Genomic DNA, 22,932 nt, shown 5'->3' with positions numbered 1-22,932 from the left:
ACCGGTACACGTCAACGGCCCAGGGCATGTACTTTTCTGCGCGCCCTGGGCCGCGCCTCACACCCCGACCAGCGCGCCGTGCGTCCGGCGCGCCTGCTCCCGCACCAGTTCGACGACGCGGTCGGCGGCGCGGTGCTCGCGGATCGTGTGGCGGCGTCGAATCGAAATCGCCCGGCGCGGAGTCGGTTCGGCGATCGGCACCACGCGGACCGAGTCCGGAACGTCGACGAGCGCCAGCGCGGGCACCACGGTGAGCCCGACCCCGGCGGCGACGAAGTTGATCGCGGTCAGGTAGTCGTGCGTCTCCACGCCGAAGCACGGGCTGAAACCCGCTGCGGTGCAGGCGCGCAGCAGCGCTGCGCGGCAGGGGCCGCGCGCGATGTCGTTGTCGATCCAGACCTCGTCGGCCAGCTCGCGCAGCAACACGTGATCCCTTGTCGCAAAAGGGGAGTCGGGTGTGACCACCACGTGGTAGGCATCCGAGACGAGTGGCATGACGTCGAAATCGTTCGACGACGAGCTGCCGATCGCGGGCGTGGGGTCGTCGATGCCGATCTCCACATCCGGTGGCGCGACGAGGGGATCGGTGATCTCGAGGAGTCGAAGGTCGAGCCGCAGCGCGGGGAATTCGCGGCGGATCTGTGCGACGACCGTCGGCATCCACGCCGCCCCCGCGGACCCGAAGTAGGTGACACGCAGCGTGCCCGCCCGGCCATGCCGCAGATCGGCGACGAGCCCCTCGAGCCGCGCGAAGTGGTCGAAGATGCCCTCGGACTCCGCCGCCAACGTTCGACCCGCTTCGGTCGCGACGATCCCGCGACCGTCGCGCTCGACAAGCGTGAGTCCGGTCTCGCGCTGCAGCGTCGCCAGATGCTGGCTCACCGCGGACGGGGTGTAACCGAGAGCCGACGCCGCGCCACCGACGGAGCCCTCCGCGACGACAGCTCGGAACACTCTCAGACGATGTGGATCGATCATGCCCGTGAATATACAGCGGTACTCAAGAGTCGTGAAGAAATATGAACTTGTGCTGAATTATTCCCGGGCAGATCATGAAAGGCATGACGCGTCGAACCCCCGACCTTGCCGCCATCGCAGCCACGGTCACCGTGATCCTGTGGGCGTCGGCCTTCATCGCCATCCGGTCGGCGGGCGAGTCGTTCTCGCCCGGTGCGCTGGCATTCGGCCGACTGGCGACCGCCCTGGTCGCGCTCGTGCCGATCGTGGTGGTGATGCGACGCCGCAACGGGCTCGGGCGCGGCCTGCCGCCACTCCCGCGCGGCCGGGGACTGGTGCTGGTCCTCGTGTACGGCGTCGCCTGGTTCGCGCTCTACACCGTGACTCTCAACTGGGCCGAGCAGCATCTCGACGCCGGCACTGCGGCTCTCCTCGTGAACTTCGCGCCGATCCTTGTCGCGGTGTTCGCCGGACTGTTCCTCGGTGAGGGGTTCTCACGCCGACTGCTCATCGGCATCGGGGTGGCATTCGCAGGCGTCGTGCTGATCACGGCCGGCGGCTCGGGGCCGCATGCCGACTGGCTCGGTATCGCGCTCGGAGTGGCGGCCGCGGTGCTCTATGCCACGGGCGTGCTCGTGCAGAAGGTGGCGCTCAGCCACATCGACGCCCTCTCGGCGACGTTCTGGGGAGTCATGGCCGGTGTGCTCGCGACGGTGCCGTTTGCTCCCGCCGCCGTGCGGGAGGTTGCCGCGGCACCTGCCTCCGACATCGCCGCGATGATCTTCCTCGGCGTTGGTCCAACCGCCATAGCCTTCACAACCTGGGCGTATGCGTTGTCGCGTACGAGTGCAGGTGCACTGGCGGCGACGTCACTCGTCGTGCCCGCTCTGGTGATCGTGCTGTCGTGGCTGGTGCTCAGCGAGGTGCCGACGCCGCTGCGGATCGCCGGAGGTGTCCTCTGCCTCGCGGGCGTGGCGATGACGCGCGGGTTGATCCGTCTTCCGCGGCGCAGGGCGCGCGCCTCAGCCGTGAGCGTCGCGAGCGGCCCCGTCATCCAGAGCAGGCCCGTCCAGAGCATGCCCGTCGAGAGTGAGCTGGAGAAGTGCGAGGTCAAGCCATGAGCCGAACTTCGTCCCGACCTGTGGCAACAATCCGACGCGCGTGAAGCCGAGCCGCTCGTGAATGCGGATCGACCCCTCGTTGGCGGCGTCGATCGCAGCGACCATCACATGGAATCCCTCGCTGCGTGCGCGGTCGATCAGCGCACGCATCAGCGCCTGCCCGGTGCCCTTTCCGCGCTGATCTGAACGCACATACACCGAATGTTCGACGGTGTGCCGGTACCCGTCGTGCGGACGCCACGGTCCGTACGTCGCGTATCCGACGACCGACCCATCCGGCGAGTCCTCGACCGCGACCAGCACCGGAAAACCCGCGTCCTGACGCTGCGTCAACCACGCGAGCCGGTTCGCGTCGTCGACAATCTGTTCGTTCCAGATGGCGGTGGTGTTCTCGACGGCGTCGTTGTAGATGGGCGTGATGCCGGGGACGTCGCCTGCGCGCGCGTCGCGAATCTCCATGGGCGCCGAGCCTAGGGCATGAGGTCACGTGCCACCGCGTGCACTGCACCGTGCAGCGAAAGTGACCGGTACCCTGCGCCGACGTCTGCCCGATTCGCTAACTTCTCAAGCATGGAATCGGATCGTCTTGTGGATGTGGGCGTCGCGCTGGTGTCGCGTTTCGGTGCGAAGGCACTCAGCCTGACGTCTGTGGCCCGTCACGCGGGGGTGGCTCGGGCGACGGCCTACCGCATGTTCGGCGGACGTGACGCTCTCGTCGCTGCCATGCTCGACCGCGAGATCGCGCTCCTGCGAGTGAAACTACGCGAATGGTCCGACACCGCACCCGACGCCGCGGGCAAGGTGCGGGCACAGGTGCTCGGCGTGCTGCCCCACATCCGCGAGCACGAGGCGCTGCAGTATGTCCTCCGTCAGGAGCCCGAGGAGATCGTGCGCGCGCTGGTCGCGACCAACGACGACGACGGACCCGACCTGATCGAGAAGATCGTCGACGCCACGCTGCCCGACGTCGCACCGCAGGTGCAGGCCGAACTGTTCCCCGATGCGCGTGGCGCCGCCGAGTTCATGGTCCGGACCATCTACTCGCTGATGCTGATTCCCGACAGCAGCCTGACCGACGAGCAGATCGCCGACCTGATCGTTCGGGCAATCGTGACCTGACCGGGGCCACCTCACCCGCGACGCGCAGTCAAGGCACCAACTACGCTGACCACTATGTCGCCCGACGCTGTGAGCGCAACGAAGATCTATATCGTGTCCGCGGAAGCGGAGACCGGAAAATCGGCGGTGGCGCTCGGTGTGCTGTCGCTGCTGACGGCAACCGGAGGCAGGGTCGGCGTGTTCCGGCCCATCTCGCGAGCCGCACATAATGAGCGTGACTACCTCCTCGAACTCCTGCTCGAACACACCTCGGCGGACATCAGCTACGACGACGCCATCGGCGTCACGTACGACCAGGTACACGCAGACCCGAGCGGCTCCATCGCCGACATCGTCGCGCGCTTCCACGCCGTCGAATCACAGTGCGACGCCGTCGTCATCGTCGGTTCGGACTACACCGACGTCGGTAACCCGTCGGAACTCACGTACAACGCGCGCATCGCGGCCAACCTCTCGGCTCCGATCATCTTGGCGCTCAAGGCACTCGACCGAACACCCACCGAGATACGCGACCTCGCCGAGCACCTGCGCACCGAGATCGCAGCGATGCATGCGACCACTGCGGCCATAGTCGCGAACCGCTGCGATCCCGAGCACATCGACGAGATCGGTGCCGCGCTGGCCAAACTCGACGTCCCGTGCTGGTGCCTGCCAGAACTGCCCGTGCTGTTCGCGCCGACGATGGCCGAGCTCAAGAAGTCGTTGGGCGCCGAGATGTACAGCGGCGACCCCGAACTCCTCGACCGCGAAGCGCTCCGGGTCATGGTCGGCGGCATGACCGCGGAGCACATCCTCGAGCGACTCACCGAGGGCATGGTGGTGATCACCCCGGCCGACCGCTCCGACGTGCTGCTCTCGCTGGTGAATGCCAATGCCGCACAAGGCTTTCCGCGACTCACCGGAATCATCCTCAACGGCGGTCTCAAACCGCATCCGATGATCGACGCCCTCGTCAGCGGATTGAAGTCCAAGCTTCCGGTTATCACCTGTGAACAGGGCACCTACGACACCGCACGCATCGCCGCCGACACCCGCGGACGTATCGCGATTGGGTCGGCACGCAAGATCGACGCGGCGCTCGGACTCATGGAGCAGTACGTGGAGCCCGAGGAACTGATCAAGGTGCTCGACGTCAAGCCGTCGGAAGTTGTCACCCCGCAGATGTTCGAGTACGGGTTGATCACCCGTGCGCGGTCGGATCTCAAGCGCATCGTGCTTCCCGAGGGCAGCGACGACCGAATCCTACGTGCCGCAGGACAATTGCTGCGTCGCGGAGTCGTGGAGCTGATCATCCTCGGCGACCCGGAATCGGTGACCGCCCGTGCGAACGAGCTCGGGGTCGACCTCGACGGCGTCGAACTCATCGATCCGGCGAACTCCGGGCTGACAGACGAATTCGCGCGCATCTACGCAGAACTCCGCAAGCACAAGGGAATGGATTTCGAACACGCCCAGGAGCGGATGCGCGACGTCTCGTACTTCGGCACGATGCTGGTGCACACGGGACGCGCCGACGGAATGGTCTCCGGCGCAGCGCATACCACCGCGCACACGATCCGACCGGCGTTCGAGATCATCAAGACGGTCCCCGGGGTCTCGACGGTGTCGAGCGTGTTCTTCATGTGCCTACCCGACAAGGTGCTCACCTACGGCGACTGTGCCATCGTCCCCGATCCGACCGCCACAGAGCTCGCCGACATCGCGATCTCCTCGGCCGCAACGGCATCAGCGTTCGGTATCTCCCCGCGGGTCGCGATGCTCTCGTACTCGACGGGCCGCTCGGGAACCGGTGCCGACGTCGACAAGGTGCGCGTCGCAACCGATCTCGTCCAGGAACGGGCTCCAGAGCTCTCCGTCGAGGGGCCCATCCAGTACGACGCCGCGGTGGAACCGAGCGTCGCTGCGACAAAGATGCCCGACTCCGAGGTTGCCGGCCGCGCGACGGTACTGATCTTCCCCGACCTCAACACCGGTAACAACACCTACAAGGCCGTGCAGCGTAGTGCGGGTGCTGTCGCGATCGGCCCTGTGCTGCAGGGACTTCGACGCCCCATCAACGACCTCTCCCGCGGCGCGCTGGTCTCCGACATCGTCAACACCGTCGCCATCACTGCCATCCAGGCCCAGAACATCGACGCACAGGAGTCAGGCCGATGAGTACATCCACCGAGGGTGCCGTGCTGGTCCTCAACGCCGGGTCGTCGTCGTTGAAATATCAACTACTGCATCCGGATACGGCAGAGGTGATCGCCGAGGGGATAGCCGAGCGAATCGGTGAGGACGAGTCGTCGATCACCCACGAGCAGAACGGCGAGAAGTCGACGCGCACCGAGCCGCTCCACGACATCTCGGCTGCACTCGACGCGGCGTCAGAGATGTTCGCGCAGTCGGGAACCGACCTGGCGACAGCGGGATTGAGCGCCGTCGGACATCGCGTCGTACACGGAGGGCGCAGCTTCTTTCATCCGACGCTCGTCACCGACGAGGTGGTATCGGAGATCTCGCGGATCTCAACCCTCGCACCCCTGCACAACAAGGCGAACCTCGCTGGTATCGAGGTGGCACGAAAGAAGCTTCCCGACGTCCCGTCGGTCGCCGTCTTCGACACCGCGTTCTTCCACGATCTGCCCGACGAGGCCGCGACCTATGCGATCGACCGTGGTGTCGCACATCTGCATGCGGTGCGGCGCTACGGTTTTCACGGCACGAGTCATCAGTACGTCTCGGGCAAGGCAGCGGAGTTCCTCGGCCGCGACTACGCGGATCTGAACCAGATCGTGCTGCATCTGGGTAACGGTGCGTCGGCGTCGGCGATTTCACATGGCGAACCGATCGACACCAGCATGGGCATGACGCCCCTCGAGGGTCTGGTGATGGGCACCAGAAGCGGCGACATCGACCCCGGCGTACTGCTGCACCTGAGCCGCGTCGCCAAGCTCTCCAACGATCAGCTCGACACGCTGCTCAACAAGAACTCCGGACTCAAGGGTTTGTGCGGCGACAACGACTTTCGCACCATCACCTCGCGGATGGACAACGGCGACGAGAACGCCAAGCGTGCGTACAAGGTCTACATCCACCGCCTGCGCCGCTACATCGGGGCGTACATGATCGAGCTGGGCAAGGTCGACGCGATCACCTTTACCGCGGGTGTCGGCGAGAACGCCGACAACGTGCGACGCGACGCGCTGGCCGGTCTGGAGACCTACGGGATCGTCATCGACGACGATCGAAACTCCGTGCGCGGCAAGCAGTCTCGACGCATCTCGGCCGACTCGAGCGCCATCGACGTGCTCGTGGTGCCGACAAACGAAGAACTGGCCATCGCACGCCAGGCCGCAGCCGTGGCCCGCGGGGAGCAGCCCGAATAGAGCTGCTCACTCAGAACAGGGACAACTCAAAACAGGGACAGCTCAGAACAGCGACAGCTCAGAACAGCGACCAGGGCCGCACGTAGTTCGCGAGGTCGACGAGTAGGAACCGGTGGTCGCGGTTGGTGCGCGTCTGCCGTGCGAGGTAGCGCAGCGACTTCTCGGTTCCGGTGCGCAGACCCTCTTCGGTGAACGGAAACCCCAAGAGCAGTGGGGGTTCTCCCGCCTCGTCGGGATGGCCGTGCACCCAGCCGAGTGCGGTGCCGAGGACGATCAGTTTCAGGCGCTGCTTGCGGGGCTCGCTGTCGGGCATGGCCTCCATCCGCTTGGCGGCCTCGACGAGCTGATCCTTGCGCAATTGCGACGGGTCTCGTCCGTGGACGAGGGCGATGACCGCCGTCGCGCGAGCGGTGTTGAAATGGCGGCTCGTCGCGGGTACCTCGTCGAGCGGCTCGATCGCGGCGTCGTAATCACCGCGCGCGACGGCAAGGCGTGCCATGCCGAACGCTGCCGTGACGATGCTGTGGTCGGTGAGCCACAAGTCGTGATAGTTCTGCGCCGCAACGTGATACATGTCGGTGATGCGGTCCATGGAGCCCTCGGACGGTTCGTTCTCGTCCGAGAGCCAGCGCCCGATGAGCTCGGCCGTACCCGCGACCGCGAGCTTCGGGGCGACCTCGCCCGGCATCGCCTGCAGCACTGCATCGAACCAGCCGTACGCCAGTTCCGGCTCGTCGTTCATCAGCGAGCAGATTCCCATGTACCACTGCACGCGCCACGAATCGCCGTGTTGCACAGACACATCGCGGAGCAGTTCGAGCGCTGTGTCGACGTCGTCGAGTTCGAGGTGCGCCCGCGCCTCGGCGAGGTCGATCTCCAGTGACGGATGCGCCGCAGACGTCGGTTGTCCGAGCAGCGAACGGAATCCCTCCGCCCGCGCCGCGTGAATGGAATCGAGCGTCTGCCTCGGATCGCTCAGTGCCGCCGAATTGAGCAGTCCTGCAGCGGGATCGGTGGGATCGACGAGGGGGACTGGCAGTGCGCGTGCCATGTCGACGGGATCGTAGAAGGCTGCGAGGTCGGGATCGAAGAAGCCATCGACGGGGGCGAGCATCAACTCGGTGCCGAATGTCGAGCGCTGCGGCGTGAACACCGTTGACAGCGACGGCCGTGGCACACCCGTGTGCACGGCGACGGTCTCACGCAGCACGTTGAGCAACTGCGTCGTCATCTCCTCCGCAGAGGAGAAGCGGTCGTCGGGATCGGGCGCCGTCGCACGTTGCAGGAGCTTGTAGAACGACGGGTTGTCGCGGAACACGGGGGTGTCGTCGGGATCGGGGAGACCGTCGACGTACCGGCCGTCCTTCATCGGCATGTCGACGGTCAGCGCCGCCAGGGTGCGTCCGATGCTGTAGATGTCCGTGACGACCTGCGGTCCGGTCTGCACGATCTCAGGGGCCTGGAAACCCGGTGTGCCGTAGAGATGTCCGTAGCCGTTGACCGGCGAGACGGCGCCGAGGTCGATGAGCTTCACCTCGTCGCTGCCGACCATGATGTTGTCGGGTTTGACGTCGTTGTAGACCAATCCGACCGAATGCAGATACCCGACGGCGGGAAGCACCTCGAGCATGTACGCGATGGCCTGCTCGACAGTCAGCAGATGGTCGGAGCCGTCCGCGTCGCCCTCGTCGCCCTCGCCGGTGATCTGCTTGAGCGTCCGGCCGCCGATGTACTCCATCACGATGTAGCCGAACCGCTCGCCGAAGTCGGTGACGTGCTCGACGAAGTTGTAGATCTTGACGATGCCGGGGTGGTTCACCGAAGCGAGGAACTGTCGCTCGGCAAGTGCGACCTGCTGCGCCTCGGAGTCAGACGAGTTGAGCAAACCCTTGAGGACGACGGGTCGGTCGGCGACGTTGCGGTCGATCGCGAGGTAGATCCAGCCGAGTCCACCGTGGGCGATGGCCCCGGCGATCTCGTACTGGCCCGCGACGAGCGTGCCCTTCGCGAGTCCCGGAACGAACGAGTAGCGCGCGCCGCAGTGGGGACACTCTCCGGTCAGTTCGCCTGCACCGGCTCCGGACGAGCGGCCGACGGGACGTCCGCAGCGCCAGCAATTGCGCTTGCCCTCGGCGATGACCGGAGAATCGAGCACAGCATCCTGCGGCTCGGTATCGGTGACCTTGGGCAGTTCGACCAGCCCCGACCCGAGTCGACGGTCGTGCACGCGTGGCCGTCGCCGCGGCACGAGTCTGCGCGTCTGCCCGACCGAGACCAGCGCTTCGTTGGGATCAAGGGCGCGCGCGGAGGTCACCGGGCCCGTCGACTCGTCGCGCATTCCCATGCTCGGCGTCGCCTGCGTCGCTGCGAAATCGGCCCGCTGGGTCCCGACGTCGAGTGCTGCCAGGTCGGCACGCTGGGTCCCGACGTCGAGGTCGGGTAGGTCGGCGCGCTGGGTTCCGACGTCGAGATCGGCAGCCCGGTCAGCGCTGCCGTTGGTGGCGTCGGTCGTGGCGTCACGCTCGACCTCCGCGGCCGGCGTTGCGCTGTGCTTGTCACTTCGTGGCATGTCGCGTCGCCTCAATCGCGGTACGTGGGTTGGGGCGGTCCGTACCCGGGTCCGAGGATGGACAGCCACTTGTCGTACATCGCCTGCCATCTGCCGGACGCGCGCATCTCGGCGATCGTGCCGTTGACGAATCGCACCATGTCGTCGTGTCCGACGGGTATGCCGACTCCGTAGTTCTCCTGACCGAGGCTCGGGCCGACGACCTGCGCCCACGGATCCTGAGTCGCCAGGCCGGCGAGAACCGCGTCGTCGGTGGTCACGGCGTCGACCTGCGACTGCTGCAGCATGACGAGGCAATCGGCCCAGGTAGTGGTGGTCACCATCTTCGCACGGGGTTCTATCTGCTGCATGCGGCCGATCGACGTGGTCCCGCGCGCGGCACACACCCTCTTGTCCGCAAGCTGCTCCGGCCCGGTGATCCCCGACCCGCGTAGCGACAGAATGCGTTGCGATGCAATGTAATACGGGGTCGAGAAGCTGATATCACGCAGGCGGTCGCACGTGATGCTCATGGTCTTGATGACGAGGTCGACCTCTTGATTGCGCAGGGCGTCCATGCGTTCGCCCGAACTCAACACCCGGAACTCGATGCGGTTGGGGTCGTTGAAGATCGCGCGGGAGATCTCATGTGCGAGGTCGACGTCGAATCCCTGGATGTCGCCGGTGATCGGATCGCGGAAACTGAACAGATTGGAGCCGATGTCGGTGCCGACGATCAGCCTGCCGCGTCGGAAAATGGCGTCCATGGTGCTTCCCGGCGGCATCTGAGCGGGCTCGGGTTGTTGCGCAGCCGGTCGCAGGCTCTGCGTGGCGTCACACGACGACGAGTTGGGCGGCGCCTCCTTGGCGACATCGAACTGTGCCCCGAGTGGTTCGGGTACCTGCGCCGTGGCACTCGGCCCTGGCGACTCGGGTGCGGGAAAACTGACGCACCCGGCGAGCACCACGGTGGCGAGCGCGATCGTGACGAACGCGATCGCGGTCCTCACCGAGGTTCTGTGTTGAGCGGGGGCGTTCAGTTGAGTCGGGATATTCAGAGTCGGGATATTCATCGGTACTCCCGGATACGCGGGATCATCCCGAGGATCAGCGCGACGGTCGCGAAGATCGACAGCGCGAGGATGCCGTTACCGGTGAAGCCGAGTACTCGCTGTGCGGTGTTGATGTCGTCGCGGAACGACGACCGCGTGGTCGTGATCGCGTTCACCAGGGCAGAGTCGACGGCGTTGTAGCTGGTCTCCGAGCTCTGCGGCGACGAACCGACCGTCATGATCCTTGCCTGGGTGAAGTCTCCGGAGGTCATCGAGTCACGCACCTGCGCGTCGGTCTTCTTCCATTGGTCGAGCGCGGCGCGCAGTGACGTGATCTGGTCGCCGCTCAGCGATCCCGACGACCCGTCGGAATCGTCGAGGCTGTCCAACACCATCCCGATCCGGGTGGTCGCCTGCTCGAACGTGTCCTGTAGCCCGGCCTGATCGCCGCGTCGAAGCAGCGACAGCGTCTCCGCCGAGCGTGCCTGCTGGGTGAGGATGCGGGCCTCGGTCAGTTCACGCAACGGCGTCGCGCCGTCGTCCTTGGCCGAACTGGTTGCCGCCACCGACAGCAATCCCGACGTGAGCAACCAGATCAGTCCGCCGATGATCGCGACCATTGCCGCCACGATCCCGACGTTGAAGCGGCGTCGGGTCCGTCGAGCGAGGTAGCGCGACGTTCCGATCAGGAGGAGCGCCAGGATCAGCAGCGCGGCGTAGACCCCCCACGGCGGAGTCGTCAGTGCGCTCTGGGGATCGGCTATGGCGAGCGCGCGCCGCTCGTACACTCGCTGGGCCGCGGGCAGAATCCGGTCCTGCATCAGCGCCGACGCCTGACCGAGGTACGCCGATCCGACAGGATTGCCCAGCCGGTTGTTGGTACGCGCGGTCTCGACCAGCCCGCTGTAGACGGGGATGGTCGTCGTGAGTACCTCGAGGTCGGAGTTGAGTGCCCTGGTCTGCGCGGTCGCATCCGCGCCCGGACCGCTATCGCTGCCCGCGGTCACCAGCAGAGACGACGACGCCGTTGCCAGGGCATCGGAGTATCGCTGACGTAGTTGTGGGTTCTCCGGCCCGCCGGAGATGAACGCAGAGTTGGCCGCGGCGTCGGCGATCGAGAGCGAGCTGTAGAGAACCTGCGCTGCTTCCGAGAGCGGCTCGGAGCGGTCGATCATCGTCTGCAACTGATGAGTTCGGTTGTTCAGCGTCGTCGACGCGTACCAGCCGGTTCCGAGCGCGGTGACCGCGACGACGAAGCACAGGAGGATCAGCTTCCCCGGCGTCGTCTTGGAATAGTGCCGCAACGACGAGAACGGTGATTGCGCCGCCGCACGTGCCGACGCGACCAATTCACGACGATCACTGAGTACCTCACGAAGCGGAGGCGACGTCGTTGCCGGGCGTACGGTCCGCCCTGCGCGGGTCAGCACAGCCCGCACGGGGGATGCATCGCCGGTCACCGTCTCACTCCCCTCTGCATCTGTCTGTAGCGGGTGTTACCTGCTCTCTCTGGGTATGTCGCACGCCACGTCGAGTCCGTTTCCACCCTAGTCCGAGACGCCGGGGCTGCGGGGGTATGACGGGTGCGAGTCTGAGGTGACGGCGAGGGAGTGTCACCGCGATCGGAGTTCACCTAAGTTGGAGGTACGGGGCTTTCGGAGAGTATTTCCAGATCATTTCCATGGCGTGGGGACGAGCAGGAGGCGCGGTGCGCGGCGACGGTGACGGTTGGGTTCTCGACGACGGTGCGAGGTACTGGGGGCTGCACGGCGCGGCAGGGCTGCTGCTGCGGGCACCGCTTCCCGACGGTGAGGTCGGGATACTTCTCCAACACCGCGCGGCGTGGTCGCATCAGGGTGGCACCTGGGGTCTGCCCGGCGGTGCACGCGACTCGCACGAGACCGCAGTAGACACCGCGATCCGCGAAGCAGGCGAGGAAGCGGGCATCGCACCCGGCGACGTGTCGGTCGTGGCAGCGTTGGTCACGCACCGAACCATCGGTGGATGGACCTACACGACGGTCATCGCCGACGCGCAGCGTCCGGTCATCACCACCGCCAACGGCGAATCGGCCGAACTGCGTTGGGTTCCCGAGGCGCATGTGGCGACGCTGCCGCTGCATCCCGCCTTCGGCAGCGCGTGGCCACAACTTCGTGAGCGCCTCGCGTCGCTGGACTCGACGACCTGAGTCAGACGACCTGAGCCAAGGGCCCCGAGTAAAGCTCAGGCGTGCAGGTCGCTGCCCTCGAGCAGTCGGTTGGCCCCAGCGATCAGCGCGTTGATGTTCGCGTCGGCGGTGGTATCGCCGTCGCCGGTCGCCCAGCACTGCCGACGATCGTGTTCGCACAGCAGGAACGAGACGTTTCGCTCGTCGAGCCGACGCTGGTGCAGTCGGACGATCTGCACCGAGACTCCCAGGTCGTGAAGAATCGAGGTCATCGCGCCAACCGGCCCGGCCGCCGTCGCGGTCATCGACATGATGCGGTCGTCGTAGGCGATGGTTGCCCGGCATTCGACCATGTCGCCGGGTGCTGGGGCGACGCTCCACGACCCGAGGCGGATCGCACCGTTGGTTGTGTACTCGTCGACGAACTGCTGCCAAGTCATTCCAGCTGCCTCCTGACGGATTCCGTTGGGGAGTGCGTGGCCGGTCCGCTGCCAGAGTGGATCTGCGCCATTGCTGTCACAGCATGGCTGGGGAAAGTGAAGGTTGTGCATCGTTGAAGGTCTTTTCGGTCAAAGAGTCGATGACCGACGAGCGCACGACGACCCCGCAGCGGGGGGTCGGTCGAATCTAGACCCCGCTGCGGCGGGGTACGAGGAGGCTCGGTGCGCACAACATGGTGACGTTCACCTTATCGCTGCCCACCCCACATGACGCAAGCGGGTTTTGCCTGGGCTCAGCGCCCAGGTGCGTCAGGCGAGCCCGGCGCGCAATCGCGACGCCGCTTCGGACGGATCGGACACCGCCGTGATCGCACGCACGACGACGATCCGCCGCGCACCCGCCTCGGTGACCTCCGGGAGTCGTTCGGCGTCGACGCCGCCGATCGCAAACCACGGCTTGCGGCGGCGCGGGTTCGCGGCGGATTCGCTCGCCGCGACCGCACGCACGAGGTCGAGACCGGGCGCCGGACGCCCCGGCTTGGTCGGCGTCGGCCAGCACGGACCCACACAGAAATAGTCGACGTCGGAGTCTGCTTCGGCGGCTGCGGCCTGATCGACATCGTGGGTCGACTTGCCGATGAGCACATCCTTGCCGACGATCCGACGCGCCGCGGCAGGTGGAAGATCGTCCTGGCCGACGTGCAGGACGTCTGCGCCCGCCAGTGTCGCGATGTCGGCGCGGTCGTTGACGGACAGCAATGCATTGCGTGACTGGGTGATGTCGCGCAGCACCGCAAGGATCTCCAACTCCTCGCGGGCCTCGAGCGCTCCGAAGCGCTTCTCGCCCGCAGATCCCTTGTCGCGCAACTGAACAATGTCAACGCCGCCTGCGAGTGCGGCGTCGACGAACTCGGCAAGGTCGCCGTGCTCGCGCCGGGCGTCGGTGCACAAATAGAGGGTCGCGGACTCCAGTCGCTTGGTGCGTGCGTGGTGGGCGGTCACGATCGCCAGCGTAGCCATGCGCCCTGCGGCGCGGTTGGGTCGCCGCCCGATAAACGGGTCGCAGTAAGGTGGACTCGAAAGACACGGGAGTCCGCGGATCGGCGGGCTGAGAGTGCGGGACGCCTCCCGCTGACCGTCGTACCTGATCCGGGTCATGCCGGCGAAGGAAGGATCTCGAGAAGTTGACGGCTGTAATCGACACCCCCGACCTCGCTGTCGTCGGCGGCGGAGTCATCGGACTGACCAGTGCACTTGCCGCGGCAGACGCGGGCATGCGCGTGGTGGTTCACGACGCCGGACCACAGGAGCGCGCCTCGCACGTCGCAGGCGGCATGCTCGGTTCGCTCGGCGAGGGATTGCCGGGTGAAGAAGCGCTGCTCGCCGCGACGTCGGCGTCGGTTGCGCAGTGGCCGACGCTGCTGGCGCGCCTCGGCGACGGGTCCCAAAAGGGCTCCGGTGCAGGAGACACCGGCGAGACGATCGCGACGGCTGCCGACTCGCTGTTCGTCGCGACGACCGCCACCGATCTCGAACACCTCACGCGCCTGGCCGACAAGGTGTGGGCGCCTGCGCTCGGTGCCGGGCGTGAGATCCGAGCGATCGGCCCCGCGGACATCCGCGAGTTGGAGGGCGCGCTGACCTCGAGACTGCGCGGCGGGTTTCTCGCGATGGGCGAGGGTGCAGTCGACAACCGCTTGCTGCTCGCCCGGCTGCGCGGTGCGTTGCGGGATGCCGGCGCGCACCTGCGGAACGACACGATCACCGATCTCGATGCTGTGGCGGGTCGACAGGTACTTCTCGCCGCGGGGGCCGGCGTGCCGCAGCTCTGGTCCGGTGCGCGCATTCATCGTGCGAAGGGCGAGATCCTGCGGCTGACTCGCACACGCTGGTCGGTACCGCCGCCGAGTCACGTCGTGCGTGCCAGGGTCGACGGCCGCATGGTGTATCTGGTTCCGCGGGCGGACGGAATCGTCGTCGGCGCAACACAATACGAATCCGACGAGCCGGGCGCAGAGGTTTCGGGCGTTCGCGACCTGCTCGACGACGCGCTCACGGTGATGCCCGGACTCGCGAGCTACACACTCGCCGAGGTCGGTGTGGGGTACCGGCCGTGCTCGGCAGACGGACTACCGCTGATCCGTCGTATCGACGAGCGGGTGGTCGTTGCGGCGGGCCATGGCCGCAACGGGATCGTCCTCGCGCCGTACACCGCACAGCGAGTTCTGGAAATACTGCAGCACAACGATGTTCAGCAAGAAGTCGGTCGCGAAGACGACGTGTACGGATACGAGGAGGCACGGTGAGCTTCACTGTGAACGGAGAGCGTCACGAGTGGGACGCACAGCCGACCGTCGACGCGCTTGTCCGACGTCTCGGATTGCCCGACCGCGGCGTCGCGGTCGCCGTCGACGGGGCCGTCGTGCCGCGTGGACGATGGGACACGGTTGTTCCGTCCGACGCCGTCGTCGAGGTCGTCACGGCTGTGCAGGGTGGTTGAGATGGGCTCAGCGGAAACCGAAACGCCGACACAGGATCGGGGCGGACTGCGAATTGCCGACCGCCACTTCGGTTCCCGACTCATCATGGGCACCGGCGGCGCGGCGAACCTCGCGGTGCTCGAGCGCGCGCTGGTCGCCTCGGGTACCGAACTGACCACCGTGGCGATGCGTCGGATCGATGCGGGATCGACGACCGGGGTGCTGGATCTGTTGCGGCGCTTGAAGATCGACGTGTTACCCAATACCGCGGGGAGCCATACCGCCGCGGAGGCGGTGTTGACGGCGCAACTCGCGCGTGAGGCCGTCGAGACGTCGTGGGTGAAACTCGAAGTGGTCGCCGACGACCGCACGCTGCTGCCCGACCCCATCGAACTCGTCGACGCCGCACGACGACTCGTCGACGACGGCTTCACGGTGCTCGTCTACACCAACGACGACCCGGTTCTCGCGGCACGACTCGCCGACCTCGGCGTCGCAGCGGTGATGCCGCTCGGGTCGCCGATAGGAACCGGTCTCGGGATCTCCAATCCGCACAACATCGAGATGATCGTCGAATCGGCGCAGGTGCCGATCATTCTCGACGCGGGCATCGGGACCGCGAGCGACGCCGCGCGAGCAATGGAACTCGGTTGCGACGGGGTGCTGCTCGCGTCGGCCGTGACCCGCGCCGACGACCCGGAACGCATGGCGAATGCGATGCGCCACGCGGTGATCGCAGGCCGCCTCGCCGCCGGGGCCGGCCGCATCCCGACGCGCTTCTGGGCGCAGGCGTCGTCGCCAGGGCGGGTGGTCCTTCCCGCTGATTGAGCCGCCGCGAGCGGAGCGAGCAGCCCTTTCCCGCTGATTGAGCCGGCCGCGAGCGAAGCGAGCAGCCGAGTCGAAATCACCAGCGCGCAGAACTCGATTGCTATGGTCGAATCAATGCTTGCCGCGGCCGATCTGACCAAGACCTTCGGGGGCGTGACCGCCGTCGACCACCTGAGTTTCACCGTCGCGCCGGGGCGCGTGACCGGATTCCTCGGGCCCAACGGGGCGGGGAAATCCACGACTATGCGCATGATCCTCGGCCTCGACCGGCCGACGTCGGGAACAGCGACCGTCGGGGGCCGCCTCTATCGCGAACTCGACCATCCACTGCGTCAGGTGGGCGCCCTGCTCGACGCCAAGTGGGTGCACCCCAACCGGAGCGCGCGCAATCATCTGCGGTGGATGGCCGCGACCAACGACATCCCGGTCGGCAGAGTCGACGAAGTGCTCGAGATGGTCGGCCTGACGTCCGTCGCAGACCAACGGGCAGGCGGATTCTCGCTCGGTATGTCGCAGCGACTCGGGCTCGCGGGCGCACTGCTCGGCGATCCGCACACTCTCGTCTTCGACGAACCGGTCAACGGACTCGACCCGGAAGGCATCGTCTGGGTCCGCAACTTCATGCGGGCGCTGGCAGCAGAGGGCAGGACGGTGTTCGTGTCGAGCCATCTGCTCACCGAGATGTCGTTGACGGCCGACCACGTGGTCGTCATCGGGCGGGGCAGGCTGATCGCCGACTGCTCGATCTCGGAGTTCACCGCGCGGGCGCGCCCGGTGGCCCGGGTACGTACGCCGCAACCGGCGGAACTCCACCGGGCGCTCGAGGCCGCTGGGCTGGCGGTGACCCCGGTCGCCGGACAGGACGGCCGCGTGTATCTCACCGTCCCAGACGCCACCACCGACCAGGTCGGCGATGTCGCGGCGGCCGCGGGAATCGGGTTACACGAGTTGGTGTCCGACACCCCGTCGCTCGAAGAGGTCTTCATGGCAGCCACAGCCGAGTCGATCGACTACCGGGGAGGGCAGCACTGATGGGCGTGGTCCGGTCCGAACGGATCAAGCTGACCAGTACCCGTGCGCCGTGGTGGTGCATTGCGGCGGTCGTCGTACTCGGTCTCGGTATCGCGGGACTGATCGCGCTCGTGACTCGCGGTGCAGGGGCGATCGCCGACCAACCCGATGGTGCCGGGACCGACGGATCGGTCGACCAGAGCAGCGCGGCGTCGGTCTATCTGATCGGGGTGAATTTCTTCGGAGTCGTCATCTTGATGATCATGGCGGTACTCGGCGTGACCACCGAGTTCCGCTTCGGCACCATCCGTACGTCGTTCCTGGCGACCCCTCGTCGCCAGAATGTGTTGTGCGCGAAGGCATTGGTGTACATCGCGTTGACGTTTGTCGTCGTCGTGCCGTTGTCGTTGTGCAGTGTTCTGCTCGTGAAGGCGGTGAACGGTTCGGCTGGTCTCGACCTCGGCAGCGAACACGTGATCAGGCAGATCTGGGGTACCGCGGTCTGGGCGGCACTGTGCGTCGTCGTCGGGATCGGTGTCGGTGCCATTGTGCGACAGACCGCTGGTGCGGTCTCGGTGGTTCTGGTGTGGATGCTGGTCCTCGAGAACGTTGCCGCGGCGCTTCCGGTCGTCGGACGTCGAATCGGGCCATTTCTCCCGTTCCGCAACGGCTCTCGGTTCCTCGACGGCGACTTTCCCGGCGATGGCTACCACTGGAATTCGTGGGTCTCGCTGGTCTACTTCGGGATCTTCGCCGCGATCGTCTTCGCTGTCGGTGTGCTCCTGGTGAATCGACGCGACGCCGGGTAGCCGGACCCCGGAGCCAGACGTGTTGAGTAGTCCGTTCAGAGGACGGCCCTTTCTCGTGGGAGTCGGAGAGCTGCGGGTCGAGGATTAGACTCGAAACCCATGCAGGGCACGTGGCCACTGATCGAGCGGGAGCAGGAATTCCGCACGATCCAGTCTGCGCTGAATCCGGGCGGTTCGGTGTGCGGGGTGGTGCTGACAGGCGATTCGGGCGTCGGTAAGACGACGTTGGCGCGGCTGGTCACATCGGGTACCGAGACGGGGGTTCGCTGGGTCGCGGGTACCGAGTCGGCTCGATCGATACCGCTCGGAGTATTCGCGCATCTCGTCGGTCCCGCGGTGTCGAGCGACCCGGTGACCTATCTGTCAGCGGCGCGTGAAAGCCTTCTGGCACAGGGCGATACGATCATCGGCGTCGACGACGCGCATCTCCTCGACGAGTTGTCGGCGACGTTGCTCCATCAGCTCGCAATTGATCGAGCGGTGCAGATCGTCGCAACCGTGCGCAGCGGTGAGGCCGTGCCCGACGCCGTCACCTCGCTCTGGAAAGACAACCACCTCATCCGAATCACGTTGTCGCCGTTCACCAAAGAGCAAAGCGTCGACCTCATCGAGTCCGTCCTCGGCGGCCAACTCGAAGAGCATTCAGCAGACCGGATGTGGGAAGCCTCCGGCGGCAACGCCCTGTTTCTGCGACATCTCGTCGAGGGCGCACGGGCAGCGCGCACCCTGCGGCAGGTCAACGGTGTGTGGCAGCTCCGCGGACGCGCTGCGATCACCTCCGAGCTCGCCTCGCTTCTCGCCGGCCGCGTCGAACAACTGCAGCCCGATGTCCTTGCCGCTCTGAAGTACCTGAGCCTGTGCGAACCTCTCGACATCGATGTGCTGTCGGATCTCACCAGCGAGGAGGCCGTCGAACAAGCCGAGATCGACGGCCTCGTCCGCATTGCCCGAGATGGCCGCAGCCTCAACGTCTCCTTTCACCATCCCCTGTTCGGAGAGGTCATCCGGCACGGTCTCGGGCTCGCGTCGTCGCGTCGACTCCGCGGTGCGCTCGTCAGGGCACTCGACTCGCGTCCGAAAGACACTCCCGCGGCGCGAATTCGACTCGCCGACCTGGCACTTGAAAGCGACGTCGGCGCCATCGACCCGTCGCTGCTCGGTTCGGCGGCCCGCGACGCACTCAACCTTGCGCAGGTTCCGATGGGTGAGCGGTTCGCGCGCGCGGCAATTGCCGACGGGGGTGGCCCGGATGAGGCGGAGCTGCTGGCCCGCGCGTTGATGTGGCAGGCCCGGCCGGATCAGGCGGAGCAGCTACTCGCGCAGTACCGGCTCGCCGATCTCGACGAGGTCAGAGCCACCCGCATCGGCGTCCTGCGCGTCGGAAACATGTTCTGGGCCATGGGCGATTCGAAACGCGCCGACGAGTTGCTCGATGAAGTGCGTGCGTGCGTCACCGAACCCTTGCTCACGCCGATCGTCGACGCGATCGGGTCGGCGTGTGCACTCTTCGAGAACGATCTCGCACGCGCGGTCGAGCTTTCCGACGATGTGCTCGCGGCGTCGTCTCCGCTGCCCTGGGCAGTCGAGTGGGCGGCGTTCGGCGGCATGCTCGCCCGCGCGCTACAGGGACATGGCGACGACGTCGCGCCCCTTGCCGCCCAGGCACGTGACGCCGAGGCGAAAACCGATGGGATGCTGCGCTTTCCGGCAGGCATCGGCGAGGTACTGTCACTCACGCTCACCGGCCATCTCGACGAGGCGCAGGTCGCGGCACAGCGGTACGCCACCTTCGCCGACACCGCGCAGTACCTCGGTTGGGCGATGGCGGGAGAACTCGTTGCCGCTGTCGACCTCGCGCGCGGTAGGTGCACCGCCGTCACACGACGCATCGAACAGACCCTCGCGACGCTCGACACCGACGAATACTCGGCAACCTGGAACTTCCCGGCCTACCTGTTCCTCATCGAGTCGCTGTCGGCAATGGGATTGGCGGACGACGCCGACGTCGCGCTCGCCCGAGCACGCGAGCACTACGGCAGGCAGGTCGCAGTGTTCGGGCCGATGCTCGGTGTTGCTGCCGCCTGGCAGGCCGCGTCCACGGGGATGATCACCACCGCGATCGCCCTCGCGAATGACGCGGCGCAGCAGGCGCGTGAGGCAGGGCAGTTCGCCGTCGAAGCCGAATCACTGCACACCGCTGCACGTTTCGGCGATACAACGGTGGCGGACAGGCTCGCCGAACTCAGCGGCGTCGTCGACGGGCCGCTCGTTGGCCTCTATGCACGCCACGCGCGGGCCAGCGCCGACGGTGACGGCGTCGAACTGGATCTGTGTGCCGCCGATTTCGAGAAGCTGGGCTACCTGCTCTCGGCGGCCGACTCGGCCGCGCAGGCAAGTGTGCTGCACGACAACGCTTCACACCGTTCGGCGACGGTCGCGTCGGCGGCGATGGCCGACCGCATCTCGGCGTCGTGCGGCGGTCTGCGGACACCCGCTTTGGTGCGTGCGGCACAACCGTTGCCGCTCACCACGCGCGAACGCGAGATCGCCAACCTGGTGGCCGCAGGACTCTCGAACAAGCAGATCGCCGAGCGCCTCGTGGTCTCCGTGCGCACAGTCGAGGGGCACATTTACCGTGCCTGCGTGAAGCTCGACGTGACCGACCGCGCCGACATCGCGGCGATCCTCACGCAACAACGGGCCGTCAGTCCTTAACCTGTTGGACGTGGGCAACACACGGCCCGGCGCCGAGAGCGACCGCACGCGGTGGGGAAGCGGCCTGCGACAACTGACGACCGCCGAATGGCAGGTCATCCGTGGTCGCGACCCCGACCTCGACGCCGTCGAGATAACGGAGTTCTCCGGTCCACTTCTCGCCGGTGGACTCGTCATCGCGATCGTCGGAGTCCTGCCGCTCGTCGGGACACGTTTGTCAGAGAACGCCGACAGCTTGTTCGGACCGCTGATCGGCTCCTTCGCGCTCGCAGCCGTGTGCACTACGACGGTTGCGTGGCTGTTGAGCGCGCTGATCTCCGGACTCGTCGTGCTGGTCGTCTACGACGTCAGTCCGAAGGTGGCGAGCGCAGCGACCGAGGGTGCGCTGCGCGGCTCATTCGGCCGGATCGAGGGTGCGGCCAGCTCGGTGACGCTGGTCGCGTTGATTTCGGGATTGATCTCGTTGGCGATCGGATTGCCGAATATGGCGTCGAGCGACGACGAATCCTCGGTGATAGAGGAGCTGCTCTCCGCGCAGGTCGCGTGTCTGCTCCTGGTGCTGATGTTGGGCTTCGCCGCCGAGTCGATCAGGACATCTGCGGAGATCCTGGGCTCCCAGGTCAAAGTCATCGGGTGGCTCGGGTCATTGGTGATCGTGCTGATCTCGTTCTATCTCGCATCGAGCGCCGGTCCGTTCGCGCCGGTCAAGCTCACGCGCAACATCCTCGAGGCGTGGCTGCCCGCCGACATCGACGGCGTGCCACGAGCACAGGTGATCTCTGACGTCATGCCCAACAACAGCTACCTGTGGTCGATGCTGATCATCGCGCCGTTCGTGATCATCATGTGGTTCGCCACCGCGTGGCGACTCGGCGCCATCCGCAACCTCCGCGCCGCCGTCCGAGCCGCTGCGGGTCAAGGAGAAGGTCAAGGAGACGACGGACTAGAGGTCGAGAGCACCGATCAGCACGAGTAGCGGCGGGAGGGCTGCCGGTCGTCGAGGTCGGCGTCGGTGAAGTCGATGTCCGACCTCGACGACGAGTCGACAACACCGTGGTCCTCGGCGCGGCTGTGCTCCTCACCAACGCTGCGACTCTCATTACCGCTGCGACTCTCATTACCGCTGCGACTCGCATTACTGCTGCGGCCCTCGTCGTCGTCATCGTCGTCGAAGTCGGCGGGCGCGAATCCGAAGGAGTCGATCTCGTCGGAAGCGGTCATATCGGAGCGCAGCTCCCCGCTCTCGAATTGCCCGCTCTCGAATTCGCTGTCGTCGTAGTCGTCGAACTCATCGTCTTCACGTCCGCGACGCCACCCGCCCTTCATCGGGGGTGCCTCACCGAAGTGGTCGGGATCTCCGGAGCCGTACCAGGCGACCAGTACGGCGCCGACCACGGCTCCGAGGAAGCCGACCAGAGCGAGCCATCCGAGGCCCGGCTTGGCTTGATCGCCGAGGAACATGACGCCGATGAGGCTCGGACCTGCCGTTTCGCCGACAACGAGCACCGCGGTGACGCCGTTGACAGCGCCGAGCTGCAGCGCGACGGTCTGCACGAAGAATCCGACGGCACCCGCGATCGCGATGGTCCATGCCGCGGGATCGAGGAGCAGTCGGACGGGGTCGAACGGGTGGATGCCGTCGAGGATGCGCACCGCGATGGCGATGACACCGAACAGCAGGCCTGCGGCAGCACCGCCCGCGATCGCTCCGTGTCGGCCGAGTCGGTACACCGACAGCAACGCCAGCCCGCTCAAGACGATGGTGGCGAAGAACAGCAGCCAGTGGAATGAGTGGTCGCCGGAATCACCTGTCTGATGCGACGACGACATGCCGAGAAGGCACAGCGAGAACACCACGAGCCAGATGGCGATCCAGTCGCGTGTATGCAGCGCGATGTTGAGCATGATGGTGCCGAGCAGTGCGGTGATCACCAGGTTGGCCGAGACGATCGTCTGCGACAAGAACAGCGGCAGGTAGCGCGCCGCGACAGCGCCGCCGGCGAATCCGACGGTCACCAGCACCGTTCCCAGGATGAACGCCGGGTCGACGAAGGTCGATGCCGTCGAGCGGAGCGTGGGGCCCCCGGCGGCATTGGTGGTCTCGATGCCCTCATCACGGTCGATCTGCGCGGCACGACGAGCCCCGAGGGCGCGCAGCACCGTCGACATCCCGTAAGCCACCGCGGCGAGGCTCGCCGCGATGACGCCTATGAGGAACATGCGACCCGCCTCTCTGCTATTCGTCGTCTATTCGTGTTATCCACCCGGTCCACCGGAGTCGGCCCCGGTGGACGGGAGCCGAGGAATCGTCCGG

Annotated in this window: 20 protein-coding genes; 12 read left to right on the top strand and 8 right to left on the bottom strand. The window is 66.5% G+C overall.

What is annotated here, in order from left to right:
- Nucleotides 1–57: 57 nt before the first annotated feature.
- On the bottom strand, nt 58–978 hold the full coding sequence (locus A5785_RS09700; RefSeq protein ID WP_064866164.1) for a LysR family transcriptional regulator: 921 nt from the start codon (nt 976–978) through the stop codon (nt 58–60).
- Between the two features lie 83 nt (nt 979–1,061).
- Here A5785_RS09700 and A5785_RS09695 point away from each other — a divergent pair, with 83 nt between their 5' ends.
- Nucleotides 1,062–2,078, top strand: coding sequence for a DMT family transporter (locus A5785_RS09695; RefSeq protein ID WP_197494461.1), 1,017 nt, complete (start codon nt 1,062–1,064; stop codon nt 2,076–2,078).
- Here the strand turns inward: A5785_RS09695 and A5785_RS09690 are convergent.
- Entirely contained in the window at nt 1,980–2,537 is a 558-nt protein-coding gene (locus A5785_RS09690; RefSeq protein ID WP_064866160.1) for a GNAT family N-acetyltransferase, read from the bottom strand. The genes A5785_RS09695 and A5785_RS09690 overlap by 99 nt on opposite strands.
- A gap of 111 nt (nt 2,538–2,648) precedes the next feature.
- On the opposite strand from A5785_RS09690, the gene A5785_RS09685 reads away from it, so the two are divergent.
- From A5785_RS09685 to A5785_RS09675, 3 genes are read left to right on the top strand one after another with little or no spacing between them, the layout of a single operon-like run.
- Nucleotides 2,649–3,197 (top strand): TetR/AcrR family transcriptional regulator, encoded by a 549-nt coding sequence (locus A5785_RS09685; RefSeq protein ID WP_049700388.1) that lies wholly within the window; start codon nt 2,649–2,651, stop codon nt 3,195–3,197.
- A 54-nt stretch (nt 3,198–3,251) separates the two neighbouring features.
- Nucleotides 3,252–5,354, top strand: a complete 2,103-nt coding sequence (gene pta, locus A5785_RS09680) for a phosphate acetyltransferase (RefSeq protein ID WP_064866158.1) — start codon at nt 3,252–3,254, stop codon at nt 5,352–5,354.
- The gene (locus tag A5785_RS09675) at nt 5,351–6,568 is read left to right on the top strand and encodes an acetate kinase (protein ID WP_064866156.1); all 1,218 of its coding nucleotides are present in this window, start codon (nt 5,351–5,353) and stop codon (nt 6,566–6,568) included. The genes pta and A5785_RS09675 overlap by 4 nt, the downstream gene beginning before the upstream one ends.
- Before the next feature lie 58 nt (nt 6,569–6,626).
- Here A5785_RS09675 and A5785_RS09670 read toward each other — a convergent pair whose 3' ends face one another.
- Genes A5785_RS09670 through A5785_RS09660 form a run of 3 tightly spaced genes read right to left on the bottom strand, consistent with a single transcriptional unit; the run spans nt 6,627 to nt 11,628 of the window.
- Nucleotides 6,627–9,137, bottom strand: coding sequence for a serine/threonine-protein kinase (locus tag A5785_RS09670; protein ID WP_064866154.1), 2,511 nt, complete (start codon nt 9,135–9,137; stop codon nt 6,627–6,629).
- Nucleotides 9,138–9,148: 11 nt separating this feature from the next.
- Nucleotides 9,149–10,189, bottom strand: a complete 1,041-nt coding sequence (locus A5785_RS09665) for a glutamate ABC transporter substrate-binding protein (protein ID WP_064866152.1) — start codon at nt 10,187–10,189, stop codon at nt 9,149–9,151.
- The gene (locus tag A5785_RS09660) at nt 10,186–11,628 is read right to left on the bottom strand and encodes a hypothetical protein (protein WP_064866150.1); all 1,443 of its coding nucleotides are present in this window, start codon (nt 11,626–11,628) and stop codon (nt 10,186–10,188) included. Before A5785_RS09660 ends, A5785_RS09665 begins: the two co-directional genes overlap by 4 nt.
- A gap of 248 nt (nt 11,629–11,876) precedes the next feature.
- Here A5785_RS09660 and A5785_RS09655 point away from each other — a divergent pair, with 248 nt between their 5' ends.
- Nucleotides 11,877–12,356 (top strand): NUDIX hydrolase, encoded by a 480-nt coding sequence (locus tag A5785_RS09655; protein ID WP_049700394.1) that lies wholly within the window; start codon nt 11,877–11,879, stop codon nt 12,354–12,356.
- A gap of 35 nt (nt 12,357–12,391) precedes the next feature.
- On the opposite strand, the gene A5785_RS09650 is transcribed toward A5785_RS09655, so the two are convergent.
- Together A5785_RS09650 and thiE are read right to left on the bottom strand one after the other, a co-directional pair.
- Nucleotides 12,392–12,775 carry a hypothetical protein gene (locus tag A5785_RS09650; protein WP_064866148.1) on the bottom strand — a complete coding sequence of 128 codons (384 nt, stop codon included), beginning with the start codon at nt 12,773–12,775 and terminating at the stop codon, nt 12,392–12,394.
- A 309-nt stretch (nt 12,776–13,084) separates the two neighbouring features.
- Nucleotides 13,085–13,795, bottom strand: coding sequence for a thiamine phosphate synthase (gene thiE / locus A5785_RS09645; protein WP_064866146.1), 711 nt, complete (start codon nt 13,793–13,795; stop codon nt 13,085–13,087).
- A gap of 164 nt (nt 13,796–13,959) precedes the next feature.
- Between thiE and A5785_RS09640 the strand changes: the two genes are divergently transcribed.
- The 7 genes from A5785_RS09640 to A5785_RS09610 all read left to right on the top strand — a co-directional run bounded on the left by A5785_RS09640 (nt 13,960) and on the right by A5785_RS09610 (nt 21,594).
- Nucleotides 13,960–15,081 (top strand): FAD-dependent oxidoreductase, encoded by a 1,122-nt coding sequence (locus A5785_RS09640; protein WP_064866244.1) that lies wholly within the window; start codon nt 13,960–13,962, stop codon nt 15,079–15,081.
- Nucleotides 15,078–15,275, top strand: coding sequence for a sulfur carrier protein ThiS (thiS, locus tag A5785_RS09635; protein ID WP_005209103.1), 198 nt, complete (start codon nt 15,078–15,080; stop codon nt 15,273–15,275). The genes A5785_RS09640 and thiS overlap by 4 nt, the downstream gene beginning before the upstream one ends.
- Nucleotide 15,276: 1 nt before the next feature.
- A complete protein-coding gene (locus A5785_RS09630; RefSeq protein ID WP_064866144.1) occupies nt 15,277–16,083 on the top strand; it encodes a thiazole synthase in 807 nt (268 codons plus the stop codon).
- A gap of 114 nt (nt 16,084–16,197) precedes the next feature.
- Nucleotides 16,198–17,115 (top strand): ABC transporter ATP-binding protein, encoded by a 918-nt coding sequence (locus A5785_RS09625; protein WP_064866243.1) that lies wholly within the window; start codon nt 16,198–16,200, stop codon nt 17,113–17,115.
- A complete protein-coding gene (locus A5785_RS09620; protein WP_082937844.1) occupies nt 17,115–17,903 on the top strand; it encodes an ABC transporter permease subunit in 789 nt (262 codons plus the stop codon). Before A5785_RS09625 ends, A5785_RS09620 begins: the two co-directional genes overlap by 1 nt.
- 99 nt (nt 17,904–18,002) lie before the next feature.
- The gene (locus A5785_RS09615) at nt 18,003–20,618 is read left to right on the top strand and encodes a helix-turn-helix transcriptional regulator (RefSeq protein WP_064866142.1); all 2,616 of its coding nucleotides are present in this window, start codon (nt 18,003–18,005) and stop codon (nt 20,616–20,618) included.
- A 10-nt stretch (nt 20,619–20,628) separates the two neighbouring features.
- Nucleotides 20,629–21,594, top strand: coding sequence for a hypothetical protein (locus tag A5785_RS09610; RefSeq protein ID WP_064866140.1), 966 nt, complete (start codon nt 20,629–20,631; stop codon nt 21,592–21,594).
- Here A5785_RS09610 and A5785_RS09605 read toward each other — a convergent pair.
- Nucleotides 21,582–22,838, bottom strand: a complete 1,257-nt coding sequence (locus tag A5785_RS09605) for a DMT family transporter (protein ID WP_064866138.1) — start codon at nt 22,836–22,838, stop codon at nt 21,582–21,584. The genes A5785_RS09610 and A5785_RS09605 overlap by 13 nt on opposite strands.
- Nucleotides 22,839–22,932 lie beyond the last annotated feature (94 nt).

The organism is Gordonia sp. 852002-50395_SCH5434458 (genome assembly GCF_001665905.1).
GTDB classification, from domain to species: domain Bacteria; phylum Actinomycetota; class Actinomycetes; order Mycobacteriales; family Mycobacteriaceae; genus Gordonia; species Gordonia jacobaea.
This window is presented reverse-complemented; position numbering and strand designations above follow the sequence as displayed.